The 17,612-nt window shown below is 57.7% G+C and carries 13 protein-coding genes and 1 pseudogene; 5 read left to right on the plus strand and 9 right to left on the minus strand.

Annotation, left to right across the window (positions count from 1 at the left end):
* The 4 genes from DOU54_RS27720 to DOU54_RS27145 all read left to right on the plus strand — a co-directional run.
* The coding region (locus DOU54_RS27720) for a hypothetical protein (RefSeq protein ID WP_210206198.1) at positions 1–470 on the plus strand (470 nt) is incomplete at its 5' end.
* 589 nt (positions 471–1,059) lie between these two features.
* Entirely contained in the window at positions 1,060–1,689 is a 630-nt protein-coding gene (locus tag DOU54_RS10405; protein ID WP_146617347.1) for a hypothetical protein, read from the plus strand.
* A complete protein-coding gene (locus DOU54_RS10410; protein WP_113731202.1) occupies positions 1,686–2,255 on the plus strand; it encodes a hypothetical protein in 570 nt (189 codons plus the stop codon). The genes DOU54_RS10405 and DOU54_RS10410 overlap by 4 nt, the downstream gene beginning before the upstream one ends.
* Entirely contained in the window at positions 2,245–2,817 is a 573-nt protein-coding gene (locus tag DOU54_RS27145) for a hypothetical protein (protein WP_146617348.1), read from the plus strand. Before DOU54_RS10410 ends, DOU54_RS27145 begins: the two co-directional genes overlap by 11 nt.
* 2 nt (positions 2,818–2,819) lie before the next feature.
* Here DOU54_RS27145 and DOU54_RS10425 read toward each other — a convergent pair whose 3' ends face one another.
* From DOU54_RS10425 to DOU54_RS10460, 7 genes and pseudogenes are all read right to left on the minus strand, one after another.
* Complete coding sequence (locus DOU54_RS10425; protein ID WP_113731205.1) at positions 2,820–3,938, minus strand: hypothetical protein; 1,119 nt, start codon at positions 3,936–3,938, stop codon at positions 2,820–2,822.
* A 793-nt stretch (positions 3,939–4,731) separates the two neighbouring features.
* The gene (locus tag DOU54_RS10435) at positions 4,732–5,064 is read right to left on the minus strand and encodes a hypothetical protein (protein WP_113731209.1); all 333 of its coding nucleotides are present in this window, start codon (positions 5,062–5,064) and stop codon (positions 4,732–4,734) included.
* A gap of 469 nt (positions 5,065–5,533) precedes the next feature.
* A pseudogene (locus DOU54_RS10440) lies at positions 5,534–5,803 on the minus strand (HU family DNA-binding protein).
* Positions 5,800–6,141 (minus strand): WGR domain-containing protein, encoded by a 342-nt coding sequence (locus DOU54_RS10445; protein WP_052114319.1) that lies wholly within the window; start codon positions 6,139–6,141, stop codon positions 5,800–5,802. Before DOU54_RS10445 ends, DOU54_RS10440 begins: the two are co-directional and overlap by 4 nt.
* Before the next feature lie 287 nt (positions 6,142–6,428).
* The gene (gene traG, locus DOU54_RS10450) at positions 6,429–8,345 is read right to left on the minus strand and encodes a Ti-type conjugative transfer system protein TraG (RefSeq protein ID WP_113731211.1); all 1,917 of its coding nucleotides are present in this window, start codon (positions 8,343–8,345) and stop codon (positions 6,429–6,431) included.
* Positions 8,342–8,575, minus strand: a complete 234-nt coding sequence (locus tag DOU54_RS10455) for a conjugal transfer protein TraD (protein WP_113731213.1) — start codon at positions 8,573–8,575, stop codon at positions 8,342–8,344. The genes traG and DOU54_RS10455 overlap by 4 nt, the downstream gene beginning before the upstream one ends.
* Entirely contained in the window at positions 8,565–8,852 is a 288-nt protein-coding gene (locus DOU54_RS10460) for a TraC family protein (RefSeq protein ID WP_113731218.1), read from the minus strand. The genes DOU54_RS10455 and DOU54_RS10460 overlap by 11 nt, the downstream gene beginning before the upstream one ends.
* Positions 8,853–9,073: 221 nt before the next feature.
* Between DOU54_RS10460 and traA the strand changes: the two genes are divergently transcribed.
* On the plus strand, positions 9,074–13,693 hold the full coding sequence (gene traA / locus DOU54_RS10465; protein ID WP_113731215.1) for a Ti-type conjugative transfer relaxase TraA: 4,620 nt from the start codon (positions 9,074–9,076) through the stop codon (positions 13,691–13,693).
* A gap of 1,311 nt (positions 13,694–15,004) precedes the next feature.
* Here traA and DOU54_RS10475 read toward each other — a convergent pair.
* Positions 15,005–16,327: a type II toxin-antitoxin system HipA family toxin gene (locus DOU54_RS10475; RefSeq protein ID WP_113731220.1), complete on the minus strand. Its 1,323-nt coding sequence runs from the start codon at positions 16,325–16,327 to the stop codon at positions 15,005–15,007.
* On the minus strand, positions 16,317–16,601 hold the full coding sequence (locus tag DOU54_RS10480; RefSeq protein ID WP_072495286.1) for a helix-turn-helix transcriptional regulator: 285 nt from the start codon (positions 16,599–16,601) through the stop codon (positions 16,317–16,319). Before DOU54_RS10480 ends, DOU54_RS10475 begins: the two co-directional genes overlap by 11 nt.
* Positions 16,602–17,612: the final 1,011 nt, after the last annotated feature.

Genomic DNA, 17,612 nt, shown 5'->3' on the forward strand with positions numbered 1-17,612 from the left:
TCTGCCACCGGCGGAGCCTTCTCTTCTCTCCGAGATTTCAAGCCGGACCCGGCATCGAGCCGGGTCCGGCTTTTCGGGTAGCCACGGAGGGAAAGGAACCTGCTCAGTACCCGATGGTGATGCCCACGGGAGTGCCGACGTCAAGGATAAGCGGTACCCCCAATTTCGAACTGGCAGCGGAGCCGCCAACACGGAATCGGCTCTCCCACTTCCCGGCTCTGCCGGTCGCTTCGGCGATCCCTGACGACGTCATTCCCTACCCGGCGCCGCTGATCGTCTTTCACATAGGAGATCAGAAGATGACCTACGAACTCGAATGCCAGATCGAAGAACTTCGTGCCGAATTGCGCAACGCTGTCGATTTTTCCGAACGCCGCCTGATTGAGGCCGAGCTTGATCTCGCTAAGGCTGAACTAACGTGGGCGACTGCCGAGCTAGACGGCCGCGTCGATGCGGAGCCACCGTTCTGAGGGGCGCTCTCAAAACTCGCTGGGAAGGATCTCGCGTCCTGAAGCTCTCCTGTTGATCTCTTTTCATCGACATCGGGGATGGTGCGTCCTGGACGTCTGGCTGCAACCTAACGACGCCAGAATTTCCTCCGCCCGCGGCGATTGAGCAGTCCGGCTTCCGCTACTTTGTGCAGTTTTCGAACGGTCTAGATTACGACAGTGGTAATCTGGGTGTCTTTCCTTCAAGAGTTTGGAGCTTCTATGGGACGTTGCTACAGCCGGGGGGCTGTCGAATTCGCCATGTAGCACTGCTATCATGTACCGCCCAAATGCGGGTCGACGACATATGTGGACAGGACGTGCGCGACATCCGATTTTGGTCTGGGGTGAAAGATTAGGGTTCATGCGTACAACCTCGGCTGCCATGACGTCCTGATCCCATGAACTCGGCCGTGGTTTGTCAGCGTTCCGGTGGAGACAAACAAATTCATGCAAGCCCATGCGGCGAAATAGTCTTGATCGTTTGACCGCTCCTAAATCCTTATGGTTCAGCTGCCGCGATTATGTTTCGGGTGAATGTCACCTAGCCGGTCGAAACCGAAGCATTGTTTTGCTATTTTCGCGCTCGAATGATGGAATTGATAATTTGAAGCGACCGATACTACGTCAGAAGCCCAAGGGGCGGCTTGCCAAGCTTCTCGCCGGAGCAGGCGGCTTGTTGGCTGCGACCGTCTCGCTCGGCTATTCCCTCTATGAGAAGCGGGAATCTGAAATCGTACCGCAGGTGGAGGTCTCTACACCCGTCGGAGCCGGGCGCTGGAAGGTGTCCGTCACCGCTGGCTCCATTGTTACGGTCATGCCAAATGGCGGCAAAATATCACCAGGCAAAAAAGCTATTGCCCTCGATATGATACTGGAGAACGTCTCTTCGGAAAGCTCTAACCTCTACGCCGACCTGATCAAGATTACCAACGTCTCCGATGCGGCCAGACCACAATATTACCTCAAGCGTGATCGGGCCATCCTATGGGATCTGCATCCACGGATGCCAGAAGCCGTGACAGCAGTGTGGGAAGTTTCCGATTCCCAAACGCTGCCTTATTCCTTGCAGCTTCGGGTCGAGGGCGCGGTCTTCAAACCTCGAGATAATTTATACGCCGCACCTGGCTGGTTTCCGTCGGGGAGCGTCGCGGAGATAAGATTGCCTCTCGCGAATCCGGGGCAGGGGATATTGCCATGATGCGATCAGTCTTGCTGGGGGTGGGGCTACTCGTAAGTTTCGTGATCCTTGCAGCCTTGCAGGCGACGACGCCGCCTTATGCCATGCTGACCGGGCCGATCATGAAATCCGGCCGCCAGAGCGAGACAGTTTCGAGCACGACATTCAGCGTGAAGATCAAAAGCGTCGTAAAAGCCCGGACGATCGCTTTTCAACGATTTGGGCGGCCGACTGATCTGCAAAGCTCAGGTGTCTGGGTCGTTGTCAGCGCCGAACTGCACGCCTTTCCGAAAACTATGCCGATACGTGCGGCGACCTTGGTCGGCGGGACGGGCCGCATGTATCGCCAGTCACACAGGGCAGGAGTGGCTCCAGATTTACTCTCGGCGAAAATGTTGCAGCCAGGACTGCCAACGACTGGCGTTTTCGTGTTCGAGCTTCCCGAAGACGAAACGCAAGGCATGAAACTTCTCCTGTCCGAGCAGTTCGATCCGCAGTTGAAGGATCAGGTCCGCGTCTCGCTCGAGAACGACAACCTTAACCTTGCTCCGCGCGAAAAACTGGAGATTGGCAAGGATGGTATCTAACCGCGAAAGAAGAATGTGGTGGCTGTCACTTGCCAGCCTGCCTGTTCTCGTCGCTGCTGCGGTCGCAATAAATGCGTGGCGCAATGCCGCTGATTACAGACATCGTATAGAGACCGATATCGCGCAAGGCGCTGACCAACTCGATTACGCCGGCGCCCGATGGCAACTCGATAAGGTTCGTCTGATCGGCGATGGCCGGGATACACAAGTACGTTTTCCCGGCCAGATGCGGCTTATCATCGTTCGGATGGAAGCGACTGCCACTCGCGACATCGGAGAAGACTGGGGACAATGCGAGGTCAGTCTGACGGACAGCGTGGGACGCCGCTGGTTGCCGCTCGATGTCAGCCTTTCGAACGACATCAGCCGCGACCTTGACCCGAAAGTAACTCCAGTCAGTGGTTGTGGGATCACCTCACTGACGCCGCCACGTCAAGACCACGCAGCCTTGATCGAGGAGAAGTTCGTGGTTCCCGCCAACGCAGTTCCGTTCCTATCTGTTAGACTGAGCGTCGCAGCCTCGCGACCGAAAGCGATCGGCTTTCCACTCAAGCTTAACTGACATCACGCGGTGTGCTCGTTCTGTTGTCGCCCTCGCCACTCCCGTCCCTGGCTGAAACCGACTTCGAGCGTGGCGGCCAGAAGGCACATCTTGACCGGCGTAATGAGCAGGCCTTCGCCGGGATCGCTTGGCGTGCCGATGAACGGCGAGATGACTTGCGCAATGATCTGCCAAAGCGGCAGTTCATGCGGGCCGATGAGCTGCGTGAGCTCATACCAGGTCCAGGCCGCTCCCCAGTCCAATAGCCGATAGACGATAACGGCAACCACGACCAAGGCAACGCCGGAGTTCAGCGCAAGACCGATCCCTTCGGCAAGCGCGCGATACCGCTTCAGCGTGCCGGAGATAAAGTGCGAAGCGAAATCGCGGATGGATTTTGGCAAAGCTTCCCAACGGGATAAAGCGCGAGAAACTCGGTCGTCCCCACGATCGCGCTTGCTGTCGATATCGTAGCCATAGACGAGAGCTGCGATCGTTAGCCAAACCACCGGATAAAGTGCGTAGAAAAACAGGCTGGTCAGCACTTTCCCGATCGGCGGAGGGGCGAATTCCGGCGGAGGGGCAAGGGCCTGTTGCGCGGTAGCGTCGGTAATCGGCGCAAGGAAGCTGAGAAGCCCGCCGATCGTTTCCGGCAGGTGGCTGAACCATGTGCGGACATCATCCTGCCATTCGGAGATCACAAAAACACCTATGAAAGCCCAGTTAGCTTCGCAGATCACGATCAGAACCGGCCAGACCGAAGAGCGTGACCGCTTGTGCATCGCCTTCGAGAAACGCCGCACCGCCCAGGCGGCAGCAACCGGCACAATGAGCCATGACCCCTCCGATACATTCAGCAGGCCAGCGCTTTCACCCGCCATTAACAGCGTAAGCGACAGGCGGGAGTAATCCCTAATCGTGTCGCCGAGAAAACCCCACGCAGCGTAGAACGCGAAGAATGGGACAAGACTGAGGGCAAGCGCGCCGATGAAAGTGCGTGTCCCCGTATCTATTCTGTTGTCGACGTGAGTCTGGCCGGTCACCGCACGCGACGCGGCATCGAGCGCCGGAAGGCCCGATCTGACAGTCTCGAACAAGGCAAGGATGACTATGAGCTTAACGAGAACGACGATCGCAAGCATAGACAGTCCGGCAAGTGAATTCCAGCGCCCGATCAGGGCGGCAATCTCGTTAAGCAGCAGATTTCCTATGAAGCCTAGCAGCCAAAGCGCTGCGAGTTGCGGCCAAAAGCGCCATATTAGAGCACCAGTCAGTCGTAGCTGCAGGAATGTGCTGTGAAGACAACCGATGGCTTTGGCCAGTTGAGCGGAATACGACATCCCTTGCTGATATCACGTTAGACAGGCGAGACAAACAAACTCGGCAGTTACTGACAGATGGCACCCGTCGAATGATAGAGAAGCATGATCGCGTCGCGATCGGGGGCTCCACGCTGAAACCATTGCTTGTTGGGCTTCCGGTTCAAGAGGAGGCGTTGCGAAGCCGCCGAGATATAGGGGAACCATTACGATGAGTTCGGCGTAATCGGATACTTTCTCAAAGCGCTTCGCGGCCTGTGCTCTCTAGTTAACTCGTCACCCGGAGCCCATAAGCAGAGATTTCGTTAGATCAACTCATGATCGCCGCGATCATGATTGCGGCGAAAGACAGGAACATAAAGCAGCCGACGATGATCGTGATGCAAGCTTCGGTGGCGATCTGGCCCAAGCCAATGGGATCGAATGGGTCGAGGTGAAAACAAAAAAGCCCGTCACCTGGCGGGGTGACGGGCTCACGCTTAAGCGTTATTTGCAACGCCGCTGCATTCTCAGATGCCTGTTCTTGGCATTCGTGTCGTTGGAAAAAATATTGCCACTACAAGCTTGCACAAAGCTTACTAATAAGAACCGTGCCATCGAATTTGTAACAACTGGATTACCAGGGTGCTGGTTTTGCTGGCGCCGCCGGGAAGGGGCCTTCGCATAAGTATCTGATCTCGTACTGGAACTCGGCGATCAAGAAGGTTGATTTTGTCATGCATGTACGTCCGGTCGTCTTGAGCCACTCGATTGTCGCACTCTCATATGATGCGGGGGACGTATCTGTTGCGATTGGTGCAGGATTCGCGATGCCGTCTTGCAGGTTCGTTTCCCCTGAATTTCTGGCAATCAAGAGGCGGGCTTCTTGGGGCTTATCGAATATCAAAAAAGTCGATCCACTCATGGGGCTTTGCCACGCGACGGGATCGATACCGTTAAAATCGTTCATGGCATAATTTGCCCCGGCGCATCCGGCTGTTGCGAGAAGCACCAAACCAGCTATTCCGCGACAAAACGAATGCATGCAAGTCACCTTCTGTGATGGAATGACACTACATTTACTTATTTTGCGGTCAAGTTGAACGTTAATGCCAGCGCCAACGGGTCTAAGGTTCGGCATGCCGCACAAAAGAAAAGAGGGCCGTCGCCCCAAGCGCCGGGGCCTCAATGCCGCAGCCAGTTTCATGGGACGTGAGGCAGCTCCCTCATCCAGTCAACGCCCGCATCTGCTGCCGAATGACAGAGCAGGACTGTTCCGTAGACGCCGTGCCGCCCTTTTGAGGGCGGCATACAGCCCCAGAGCCGCCGCCACTGCCAGATCGCCATCCATATGACGATTAGCTTCGAGCATGAGGCAGGCAGCGCTGACGACGCTGCGCCGGGAGCAGGTTTGGCGAAGCCGCTTGTCGCGACGCGGATTAGTTATTCAGCAAATCTTTCAGCGCTTTTGCGGTTGGATGTAAGCGTCTTCGCAACGGCAACCTTGATGGTGGCGCCGGTCGCCGGATTGCGCACCTCTCGCTTAGGGTATCCTTGATCTTGAACTTGCATGAGCCGGGGTAGATGTTTCGGCTCAAGGCTGCCGCCGTGATCGAAGCAAAGATGGTTTCGACGATCGCTTTCGCCTGAGCTTTGGTCAGGTTCTGTTCGGATGCGAACTTGTCAGCGATTTCATTGGTTGGGGTCATGACGGTTCCCTCGTTAAACAGGGCAGCCTTCGATTGTCCGCGTTGTCGTGCGGTGATGTTCCCAGAGAGACGTTCTTGCCGGGGTTTCCACAAATTCTTGCCGGTTGATAGCCCTTCTTCCGTTTCTTGAGCAACAGTTCGAGAAAGCGCGATATCGCGTCTTTCTCATTGCCGAAGACCTCGGTCATTTCTCCGCCGGCTTTGCCGATCCTTCCCCAACTTCGTACCACGGCTATTTCTCCAAAAAGGGTGGGCCGGATCGCAAGCGTGTAATATCTGGCCATGTTCCTGCTGGCGTCGATCCTCTGGCAATAAAGCTGATAATGATGTGTGCCCATGCGCGCATGATCGGCGATGCTCTCGATTTGGTCCAACGAGACTTATGAATCGAAAACTCTTCTTCGATTCATTTATGTGATGGATGCCTATTTGCCAATTCGGCAGTATCCAGTAATTGTGAAGGGATAGGCGATGTGAAAAAATGCCGGTGACGATTGCCGAGCGAGCAAAGCGATGAATCAGATGGCCGGTTGTGCGCGAAAGGTGGTTGACGTCACTGGCGCTGATGATGGCAAGGAAATGACCGGCAGGTATGGAAAGCGGTCGGCGAGGCTGACCTGAACCGTCAGGGTTTCAGCTTGGCAAACCGGTTGGGCCTGGCCTGCATATCCATGTCCTTTCGTCTGAAATAGATTGCCCGCCCGCAGCGGATTGGACTGTGGCCCGGGACGATAATGATCTGCTCGTCCTTGCGCATCGATTGTGTGATCTCGTGGGGCATGATTAGAGGCCGGCGCTGGAATGTGATGTTTTCCGAGCGGGATGCTCTGTTCTTCGTATTCCAGCCCATATTGCGAGAACTGCCCTTGACTTCGACAGTCATCTCCCCGCATTGGGCTGAAACGTTGCGCGCGGTATCGAGTGCCTTGATCGCCGCGTAGCTTGCAAAGGCGCAGCCGTCGATCCACGACACCGCACCGTCTTTTCCGAAGTGCCGCTCCAGCTGGCCGACGGACTGGTACATCATCATCATGCTGACACCATACTTGCGACCGCGGTCGCGCGCCTCTTCAAGCACGCGCATATAGCCAAGCAGATCGACCTCGTCCAATATGAACAGCGCTCGCCTCGTGAACGCACCATCCGCTTCGATCATCGCGTTGATCAGCGCGCCGATGATTACCCGACCGATACCGGGATAGGACCGCAGGATCGATGCGGGGATATTGATAATAACGTCTTTCTTTCCGCCAGCGATCTCGCTCGATTTGAACGTGTTGCCGCAAACCAGGGCCGCGTAATTATCGAGCGACAGCCATTGCGTATCCTTCGACGCCGTCGAATAGACGCCTGAGAACGTTTGCTCGGTCATGTTCACAAAGACGCCGAGCGTTTCGCGGATGAAAGCCGACGAGGCGTGTTCCTGGACGTCGCGCAGCATGGCGAGCACGGAGGTTTCCGGCTCAGAGACGATCTGGCGCAGGCTGCGCAGGTTTCGCCGTCCTGCATATTCCGGTGACAGCATCACATGCGCCAGAAGACCAGTCAGTAGATTGTGCGCCTGCGATTGGAAGTAAGAGCCAGTCGACGATTCGAAGCGCAAGCTTTCCGAGAGTAACATGTGCGCGATGCCAACAATGTCCTCTTCCTTTTTTAGCGAGTGCTCAATGCCGTCGAGCACGTTAAATCCCATGATCGGATTTGACGGATCGAGCACAACGACCTCTCGGTCGAGTTTCTCTCTGCGGTGGTCAACGACCATCGGGGCGACCTCGGTGGACGGATCGAGGCAAATGAGCGGTCCTCTATATCTGAGCGCCGTCGGCACGACGTTGCTGGTGGTCTTGAAGCCACCGGAGCCCGCGAAGAAAAGCATGTGGGTCGAATCGAAATCCTGGGCGTAGGTCAGCAGCGGGGCTTTGCCACCGCGTCCCCAGGTGGCCGGATCGTTCGGATCGAACGGCAGCTCATGGACGAGCTCCTTGTCGACCCTGTAGCGCTCACCGATGACAATCTCGCCGTCATCGGGAAACAGCCGTGCCGCTGCCGACATCGGCAGCCAGTCGGCATCTCCGAATGTTCCTCGCCTGGCGCGCGTCACCTGTTCGGGCACGACGCTGGAGATGCGCGCCGCGACCGCGACCGCCATGAACCCCATCGTTGCGCCAAAGACCGCAATCATGTCGACGTATGACATCGCGCGATCCCAGGTTAGCACTCCGCTCTTTACGAGCGGCTGAAGGCGCCGGAATTCGCGTAGCCCGTAAAAGCCTGCCATCAGGACAAAGCTGAAAAAGCTTGCCAATGCTATGGGCCTTCGCAGATGAAGGGGCAGCGCCCAGACCGCCAGTAATCCAGCCAGCGGCCCGAACAAAAGGACCGGTAACGGTGACGCCCGAAGGAACCAGTATTGCGGCTTGCCAGTAATGCCGCTTGCCAGTTCAGGCCAGCGCCAGTGGGCGATGTAAAAGGTAAAACCCGTGACGACGATGGGAACGATCATAAGCAACAGGCTTGGATGGCGTTTGGCCTTTCCCTTCATTCCGGCGCCTTTTCAAAGCGATCTGACCCGCCGTCGAATGCCGCGGCTCTGAAGGCCAGCTCCCCGATATCGCACAGACGCCGATGTTCAGGTGTCCCCGGCACCAGCCGCTTCATTTCGAGAAGTCCACCAAGCAGGAAAGCCCGATCGGCGTTCGACAGGCCCGCGCGCACCACAATGCCGCCAAGCAGAAACCTTTCTCTTGCCTCCCTCTTTCGATCAGCTGTCATGAGAAACCTCCGTTTCCGCTTCAGACCCGCCACTTCCCTGTCCACGCAGCGAAGCCGGTGCGCCTGCAGATTGCGTCTTTTCGCCGTTGTGAAATCGCAACGCGATCTCTTCGAACATGCGATCGACCTCCTCATCGGCGATCTCCATCTCTGCCAATCCCGACTTCGCCGCCGCACGCGCAAAACGATCGGCTGATTTAGCTATCAAAGTTTTTCTTTTCGTCCGAAGCTTTTCGATTTGAGCATCAATATCCGTCAATACCGTTTTTGTTGTCATGAAGATGTACCCCGTGGCCTTTCTGAACATGCCATATCGCCATTTTACTAACTAGAAAATGATAGTAAAAAACGCTATCGTGCACAAGCCCCAAAAGTCGCTGTTGGAAATCCCAGCTGGTCCTACTTTTGGAAAAGCGGGATCGGTCTTGTCGGGACGATTGCTTTAAGGACGCAATATACGTCGCTGGTGCGACGTGCCTGGAAGGTCTGGAGATTTCAGTGGCGATCATGTTCGTCAGAGCGCAGGTGATCAGCAGGGGAGGTGGACGTAGCATCGTTTCCGCCGCCGCCTATCGTCACCGTGCCCGGATGATGGACGAGCAGGCCGGCACATCATTCAGCTATCGCGGCGGGGTGGCCGAACTGAAGCATGAGGAACTTGCGTTGCCGGACCAGATACCGGTCTGGCTGCGCACGACTATCGATGGAAAGAGCGTCGCTGCGGCCAGCGAGTCTATTTGGAACGCAGTTGACGCTTTCGAGACGCGTGCAGACGCGCAGCTTGCTCGCGAATTGATCATCGCGCTTCCGGAAGAGCTGTCCCGATCAGAGAACATCGCCCTGGTGCGCGAGTTCGTCCGGGACAATCTGACTTCCAAGGGCATGATCGGCGACTGGGTTTACCACGATAAGGATGGCAACCCGCACATCCACCTGATGACCGCGCTTCGACCTCTCACGGACGACGGCTTCGGGCCGAAAAAATTGCCGGTGCTTGGCACCGACGGCGAGCCGTTGCGGGTCGTCACACCTGGCCGACCGAAAGGCAAAATCGTCTACAAGGTTTGGGCCGGCGATAAAGAGACCATGAAGGCCTGGAAAATCGCCTGGGCTGAAACGACCAATCGGCATTTGGCGCTTGCCGGCCACGATATCCGCCTCGACGGGCGCTCCTACGCCGATCAGGGGCTCGACGGAATTGCCCAGAAACACCTTGGGCCGGAGAAGGCAGCGCTCGCCCGCAAGGGGATCGAGACTTATTTCGCGCCGGCTGATCTCGCACGCCGGCAGGAGATGGCTGACCGGCTTCTGACTGATCCTGGCCTGCTGTTGAAACAACTTGGCAACGAGCGTTCCACCTTCGATGAGCGTGACATCGCCAAAGCTCTGCACCGCTATGTGGACGACCCCGCCGATTTCGCCAAATTAAGCGCCAAGCTGATGGCCGCAGATGATCTCGTGCTGTTGAAGCCGCAACAGGCCGACCCGCAGACCGGCAGATTGGCCCAAGCTGCGGTCTTCACCACACGCGATATCCTGCGCACCGAATACGACATGGCGCAGTCGGCGGACGCTCTGGCCCTGCGCAAGGGCTTCGGCATCGCCGAAGTGAAAATTGCCGCGGCCGTCAGAGCCGTAGAATCCGCCGATCCGGAAAATCGCTTCAAGCTCGATCGCGAGCAGTTGGAGGCCGTCCATCATATCGCCGGCGACAATGGCATGGCGGCTGTGGTGGGGCTTGCCGGTGCCGGCAAATCGACGCTGCTGGCCGCGGCGCGCGTCGCGTGGGAGAGCGACAGTCTGCGTGTTTTCGGGGCGGCACTTGCCGGAAAGGCTGCCGAAGGGTTGGAGGACAGTTCCGGCATCAGATCTCGCACGCTCGCCTCGTGGGAAATGGCTTGGGAGAACGGACAAGATCTGCTGGATCGGCGGGACATCTTTGTCATCGATGAAGCCGGCATGGTCTCGTCGCGGCAGATGGCACGTGTGCTCAGGCGCGCCGAGGACGCCGGGGCCAAGGTGGTTCTCGTTGGTGACGCGATGCAGCTACAGCCGATCCAGGCCGGTGCCGCCTTCCGGGCCATTTCCGAGCGGATTGGGTCTGCCGAACTTGCCGGCGTGAGGCGCCAGCGTGAAGAGTGGGCACGGCAGGCCTCCCGTTTTTTCGCCCGAGGTAAGGTCGAGGATGGGCTCGACGCTTATGCGCAGCGGGGCCATATCGTGGAGTTGGAGAGCCGGGATGAAGCTGTGGACCGCATCGTTACCGACTGGACGAGCGCTCGCCGCGACCTCATCCAGAAAAATGCAGATCAAGGACAGCCTGTCCGCTTGCATGGTGACGAGCTGCTCGTTCTCGCCCATACAAATCACGACGTGAAGCGACTCAATGCAGCGCTGCGCAACGTCATGAAAAATGAAGGCACACTGACCGTCTCTCGTGAATTCCAGACCGCACGAGGCGTACGGGAGTTCGCCGGTGGCGACCGGATCATCTTCCTCGAAAACGCAAGGTTTCTTGAACCGCGCGCGCGAAAGCTTGGCCCCCAATATGTCAGGAACGGCATGCTCGGCACGGTCGTCTCTACCGGCGGCCCGTACGGCGATCCGCTGTTATCCGTCCGTCTCGATAATGGCCGGGATGTCGTCATCAGCGAAAACAGCTATCGGAGTGTCGATCACGGCTATGCCGCGACCATTCACAAGTCCCAGGGCGCGACTGTCGACAGGACTTTCGTGCTCGCAACCGGCATGATGGATCAGCATCTGACCTATGTGTCGATGACGCGCCATCGCGATCGGGCCGATCTTTATGCTGCCCGCGAGGACTTTGAGCCGGAGCCGGAATGGGGGAAAAGATCCCAGGTTGATCAAGCCGTCGGCGTCACGGGCGAGCTGGTCGGAACCGGTAATGCGACGTTCCGGCCACAGGAAGAGGATACCGATCAAAGCCCCTACGCCGATGTGAAAACGGACGACGGAATCGTGCATCGCCTCTGGGGCGTGAGCCTGCCGAAGGCCCTGGAGGAGGCCGGCGTGTCGGAAGGTGACACGGTGGCGTTGCGAAAGGATGGCGTCGAACGGGTGACGGTGACGATACCCGTCATCGATAAGAAAACTGGAAAGAAGAGGTTCGAGGAGCGTACCGTCGATCGAAACATCTGGACTGCCAAGCAGATCGAATCGGCAGAGGTTCGCCAGCAGCGCATCGAGCAGGAGAGCTACCGGCCGGAGCTATTCAAGCAATTGGTGCAGCGTCTTGGCCGCTCCGGTGCAAAGACGACGACCCTCGATTTCGAGAGCGAGGCCGGCTACCGGGCGTACGTCCGGGATTTTGCCCGCCGGCGCGGCATCGAGACACTTTCCGGGGTCGCTGCCTGGATGGAGGACGGGGTGGGACGGCAGCTGGCGTGGCTGGCGCAGAAGCGCGAGCAGGTGTCGAGGCTTTGGGAGCGGGCAAGCGTGGCGCTCGGTTTTGCGATCGAACTTGAAAAACGCTTTTCCTATAATGAGGAACGTGCCGAAACCCTCACATCCCAAGTTCCGACTGATCGACAATATCTGATTGCGCCGACAAGATTGTTTTCCCGTGGGGTTTACGAAGATGCCCGTCGCGCTCAGCTCAGCTCGGACCGCTGGAAGGAGCGAGAAGCGATTCTTCGGCCGGTTTTGCAAAAAATTTATCGCGATCCCGTAGGCGCGCTCGCCAGATTGAGCGCGCTTGCCTCCGACGCGCGGATTGCGCCCCGCGAGCTTGCCGAGAATCTTAAAGCCTCGCCGCAGCGTCTCGGCCGTCTGCGTGGATCGGATCTTTTGGTTGATGGACGTGCGGCTCGCTCCGAACGCGATGCGGCGGTGTCTGCGTTGTCGGAATTGCTGCCGCTGGCACGTGCCCACGCCACAGAGTTCCGCCGGCAGGTTGAACGATTTGGCATTCGCGAGGAGCAACGTCGCGCCCATATGTCGGTGTCGATTCCGGCACTTTCGAAACCGGCTATGGCGCGACTTGCCGAAATCGAAGCCGTGGGCGAGCGCGGTGGCAAGGATGCCTACAAGACGGCCTTCACCTACGCTGCGCACGATCGCCGTCTTGTTCAGGAGGTGAAGGCGGTCAACGACGCTCTCACCGCCCGCTTCGGATGGTCCGCATTTACCGATAAGGCAGACGCTAGCGCCGAGCGCAACGTGGTCGAGCGGATGCCCGAGAATATTGCGCCGGATCGTCGCGAAAAGCTCGGGCGTTTATTTGCCGCCGTGCGCGGCTTTGCAGAGGAACAGCATCTTGCCGAAATGAAAGATCGCTCCAAGATCATCGCTGGTGCAAGCGTCGTGCCGGGGCAAGAGACGGTGCGGGTTCTGCCAATGCTTGCAGCTGTAACGGAATTCGAAACCCCGATCGACCAGGAAGCGCGGAAGAGGGCGCTCTCTGTCCGTCACTACCATCAAAATCGCACTTCCCTTATTGGCGCAGCCGAGCGTATCTGGCGCGATCCGGCAGGTGCCGTGGGAAAGATCGAGGAGCTGATCCTGAAGGGCTTTGCAGGCGAGCGGATCGCCATGGCTGTTGCCAATGATCCCGCAGCCTACGGTGCGTTGCGAGGCTCCGGCCGTGTCATGGACAAATTGCTCGCAGCCGGCCGCGAGCGGAAAGAGGCTCTGCAAGCCATTGCGGAGGTGGCAAGCCGCGTTCGATCACTCGGGATGTCGTGGGTTGGCGCCTTGGACACGCAGGTTCGCGCTGTCTCGGAAGAGCGCCGGTGTATGTCGATCGCCATTCCCGGGCTGTCGCAGGCGGCGGAGGACGCGCTGAGAAATCTGTCGGCGGCGATGAAGGAAAAGAACGGTAGGCTCCACGTCGCAGCGGGCGCGCTTGATGCCGCCATTAGTAACGAATTTGCAACCGCCAGCCGCGCGCTCGACGATCGCTTCGGCCGCAACGCCATCCTGCGTGGAGAGAGGGATGTTATCAATCGGGTCTCGCCTGCTCAGCGTCGCGCGTTCGAGGCGACGCGGGAACAGTTGAAGGTGCTGCAGCAGGTTGTCCGCATGCAGGCAAGCCAGAACATCGTAGCAGAGCGCCAACAGCGTGTCCTCGAACGCGCCCGCAGCGTTATCCGCTAAAACCAATCAACCGAAAGGAGATGAATGGCTGAACAGAAATTTTCATACGACGCAAACGCCGGCGTTGGGGTCCCGCCGAGACGGGCTGCTGCGGGCTTAGCCCCACTCAGCAGAACTTAACTATTGCCAATCCCGATTCCGTCTAGAACCCGTTCGCCCGTAGAAAACAGCGCGTGAAGGACGAAGCCCGTGCTGGAGAGAGTTCAAATCATGGCGAGGAGCAGCGAGCCGGTCCGTTGTCGCCAAAGAGATATGAGAGCATTTTCCGTAGCGGCATGCAGGGTCTAAGAGATAGGCCTTCACCTTGAAAAAGGATCGCACACGCCGATCAAGGAAGTCTACCAAGTTCAACGGCCAGAGTTCGAGCTGAGGCGCATCACCTTTCCCTTCCGCAGTCTTGATTGCGGCGGCGGTGGTGTTCGCGGCTTTCGTCCTAGCAGCGATGTACTCCTGCTGGAATTTGATCGGCTCGTCGGGCTCGTACGTAGTCGCACACCTAGAGGACCGGACTTCCAATCCAGCGTCGGAAGCAGCTTCTGCACGTAGTGCATCTCGCCTTTCCCGACCTGTATATCATCTGACTATCCGCCAGATGATATGGATTGAAAAGGCGGCCCCAACTTATCGTTCTTGACGGCGGCTGCCGGCAAAACTAGCCGCGCAAAACTTGATCGGGCCGGGTCAACGATCTGCATTACCAGCGACGGTCTGCGCACGTACCGCCCGAAGCGCCTCGTAAAAAGACAAGGCTTCTTATCGGAAACACGCTGCGTCCCTTGGAGAACGTCGCCGCGTCATCCCTTTGATGCTGGCGTCGAGTTCTCGAGGTCAATACGCGCAATTTCCGCATTTCATGGTCAGACAGTTTAGGCCCATTGGGCTTTCGAAGCAGTCTCTGTGTTTCGATCAACGTCCTGTTTGACACAGCGGGCACGGCCAGAACGTATTGCAAATTGGAAGGACAACTGCCTGAAGCGGCCCTTTCTTTATGGCGGCCTGATGGGAACGGCGTGTGTGGAACTCATCATCGTCTGACTGCAACCGTAGTCCACTCGCGATGTGCCGGATACATTTTGCAACCAAAATCGCGATATTATTCAAGATAGCGTTGTCCAGCATAACCTTGGCGAGCAGCTTCCCTAGTGAGATACGAGGGTTCGATACCCTCACGCGCTCCAGCGACATTTCCAACAAGATCAACAAGCTTCAAAAGGTGCCGATTTATCAGCGCTTTTGCGGCCCTCGAGTCAGGTCGTGCAACGGTACGCACCAACATCCAGCACTTTCTGAGCTGCCTGGGCGCTGTCACGTTTACACACTTCCGCCGACTATTAGTGTGGCCTGTGCGGCGCGAAATGTATCCTCCATTGGCTTGTGATTACCGAGGCCTTCGAGGGCGTAGCCATTGAGAAACTGACGTCCAGCAAACAGATTGCGGTCGACGGGGGGCAGGCCGGCATCCTCGCAAACCTCTTGCCAATGTTCGGCGATGGTCGTGATCTGGTGTTCGATCAGAGCGGCGGCTTCGGCCTCTTTCAGGTGATAGTCGGGCGCGGCAGCGAGCAAGGTGGCGAGCGTGCTGGCGCGGTCCTCGCCTTTGATGAGCATGGCCTGCGTGGCTTCACTACCGGTGCGGCCCTGCGGGCAGATGTCATAGGCCGGCGTGAGTGTCAGCATCCTGCCGTCCCAGAAGGCGGCGTGGTTGCGAGCATGGTCGTCGGTATTGCCGCACAGCACGTTGAAGCAAATCCGCCCGTAGAGCTCCTTGAGCGTGTCCTTGGGGTCAGTAAAGCGGTGGCGGACGAGTTCGGCGAGGTCTTCGTATGAGGCATAGCGGGCCATCATTTCATCAAGACCAAGCATAGTCAGGGCCGAGACCATGGCGTGCCTCGTCCAGCCATCTGTTGTGTGCGTACGATCGAAGCGCTCAATAAGCAGCACGTCCTTATTGCCGGCGCGGGTGATTGACACAGACGCGGCGTTGAGACCGCAGGCCGCTGCAAGCTTCATCGCGATGAATTCGGCCTTCACGACGCTGTAGGTGTCAGAGGTTGCGGAGAATTTGGCGATGTATTTCTTTGCGTCGTTATCAATTAGTGCCTTGGGGCGTGCGCCGCCAATTGACGTGCCGTGATTGAGGGCCTGGTCGAGTGCCGGGGACAGGGAGACGCCTTTTTCGATGAGGGCGACCGCTTCCATGAGCTCGTCTAGTGAGGCTTGTGCGGCAAGGCGCGGGGTATACTCTGTGGCCGATCCCTGAAAATCGAGGGCGCCAATCCGGTCGGAGCCTGACTGGAGCAAGAAGGTCAGCTCGCTGATCTCGGGTACGCCCGCAGCATCAGGTTTCTTACCCGTCAGCCTGTTGATGATAACACGGCGCCCCCAGGCATCCGGCGAGCCGTCGCGAATGCAACTGGCCATGGTCAGGCCGTTGATGGGCGCGATGACTCCTTCCCGCAGGGGGAGTTCAGGCTCGTAGATGGGAATGGCGCTCTTACGGCGGCGGTAGCTGGCACCGTAGGTATAGAGCAGGTGGTCACCGTCCTGGTCGAGGCGACCGGCTACCACCGGTTCTGTTGCCCCCGGCAGCCACATCCATACGAAGGCTTCAGTAGGGGCTGCCTTAGAAGTCATCATCTACCTTCTTCACGGTGTGGCGGACACTTTTGGGAAGCAGGGTTAGTTTTTCGTCGAGGCGGACATTGTGCATCTGGAGATTGCGCTCGTCGTAGTCGAATAGGCGCACTCCGACAATGGAAGCGACCTCGAAGACGATGCCGATCTCAGGGCCGGGCGCGCCTTTTTCGATGCTTGATAGGGTGGTACGGCTGATGCCAGCGCGGTCCGCCAGTTCCTGCGCGGTCAGGCCGCGCTCGGCGCGGCCGACGCGGATCAGTTTGCCTAGCATGGCGAGCGCCAAATGGGTGACTCTGGAGTAGCTTCTTTGACGGGGCACGATCTACCTGCATGTTCATCAGAATGGACGGGCGATACGCTTATGACCATAATTATGCGCATTTAGCCCTGAAATCGGTGAATAGTCAAGTTTCGTTCATTTTATTGGCCATAAGGGTCGTTTGCGATCATAATTTTATACAAATTTTGCTTGAGACGACCGTGAGGCGGTCACCCGTCGCCCTTAGCTTGTAAGGGCGACGGACGGCTCCAGAAGCAGAACGTTAGCTGTCCCGGATTTGATGTGATTTACAAGAAATTACACGGCTTCACAGCTGCAGAACATGGGCGACATCGCCATTATCGGCCGATTTCGTTCCGGGACTAAGATTATGAAGCCCACGCCGACCAAGGCCGCCACGAACGCTTGCAGGATGGTGAGCGATGTGGGGCGCGGAGCTGCACAGGATCGAGCAGCATGACCGACCGATGGTGATCTTACTTAGTGTAGAAGAAGATGAACTGTTTAACCGCTGCTTGGCTAAGATTGACAAGGTCAGCAAAGGAGTTGTTCAACGCGGCTGAAGCTAAAGGGCTTGCGATGCCGATGCCGCCACACAGCAACAAGAATTCAGAGTAGCTCGCGCGATCTCATTGACGCCGGTTGGGCCGTTCAGGACAAGAAGGCCATCGATGTCTTTCCGCGAAAGCTGAGAGGCTACCTGATCGGTTGCGGGCGCTGACTCTCTTGGGGGCGGTCACGCCGAAGGCTCGTCACGACAAAATTCCATTCGAGCTTCAAGTTTTGATGTCTGGGAATCTTTGAAAACGCTGCCTGCAGCACGGACCGCATCCCAAGGTGTGTTAACGGGTCCTCGGCCTCCACATAAAGCTGAAGGCCACCGACTGCATGGGTGATGATGGTGCGACCGGAGGCTACGGCGAGAAGTCTGTCCGTCGTCGAATGATTTGAGACTTTTTGGGCTCTGGAAGAATGGAGTTTCCGGCTCGGGTAGCTGGTTAA

The sequence above is a fragment of the Agrobacterium sp. MS2 genome (assembly GCF_003261015.1).
GTDB lineage: Bacteria > Pseudomonadota > Alphaproteobacteria > Rhizobiales > Rhizobiaceae > Agrobacterium > Agrobacterium pusense.

Coding starts and splice junctions, on each gene's coding strand:
- DOU54_RS10455 (WP_113731213.1), bottom strand. CDS start 8,575: ATGACAGCTGATCGAAAGAGGGAGGCAAGAGAAAGGTTTCTGCTTGGC.
- DOU54_RS10435 (WP_113731209.1), bottom strand. CDS start 5,064: ATGAACGATTTTAACGGTATCGATCCCGTCGCGTGGCAAAGCCCCATG.
- DOU54_RS10445 (WP_052114319.1), bottom strand. CDS start 6,141: ATGGGCACACATCATTATCAGCTTTATTGCCAGAGGATCGACGCCAGC.
- DOU54_RS27145 (WP_146617348.1), top strand. CDS start 2,245: ATGGTATCTAACCGCGAAAGAAGAATGTGGTGGCTGTCACTTGCCAGC.
- DOU54_RS10410 (WP_113731202.1), top strand. CDS start 1,686: ATGATGCGATCAGTCTTGCTGGGGGTGGGGCTACTCGTAAGTTTCGTG.
- DOU54_RS10425 (WP_113731205.1), bottom strand. CDS start 3,938: ATGCTTGCGATCGTCGTTCTCGTTAAGCTCATAGTCATCCTTGCCTTG.
- DOU54_RS10475 (WP_113731220.1), bottom strand. CDS start 16,327: ATGACTTCTAAGGCAGCCCCTACTGAAGCCTTCGTATGGATGTGGCTG.
- DOU54_RS10460 (WP_113731218.1), bottom strand. CDS start 8,852: ATGACAACAAAAACGGTATTGACGGATATTGATGCTCAAATCGAAAAG.
- traG (WP_113731211.1), bottom strand. CDS start 8,345: ATGAAGGGAAAGGCCAAACGCCATCCAAGCCTGTTGCTTATGATCGTT.
- DOU54_RS10480 (WP_072495286.1), bottom strand. CDS start 16,601: ATGCTAGGCAAACTGATCCGCGTCGGCCGCGCCGAGCGCGGCCTGACC.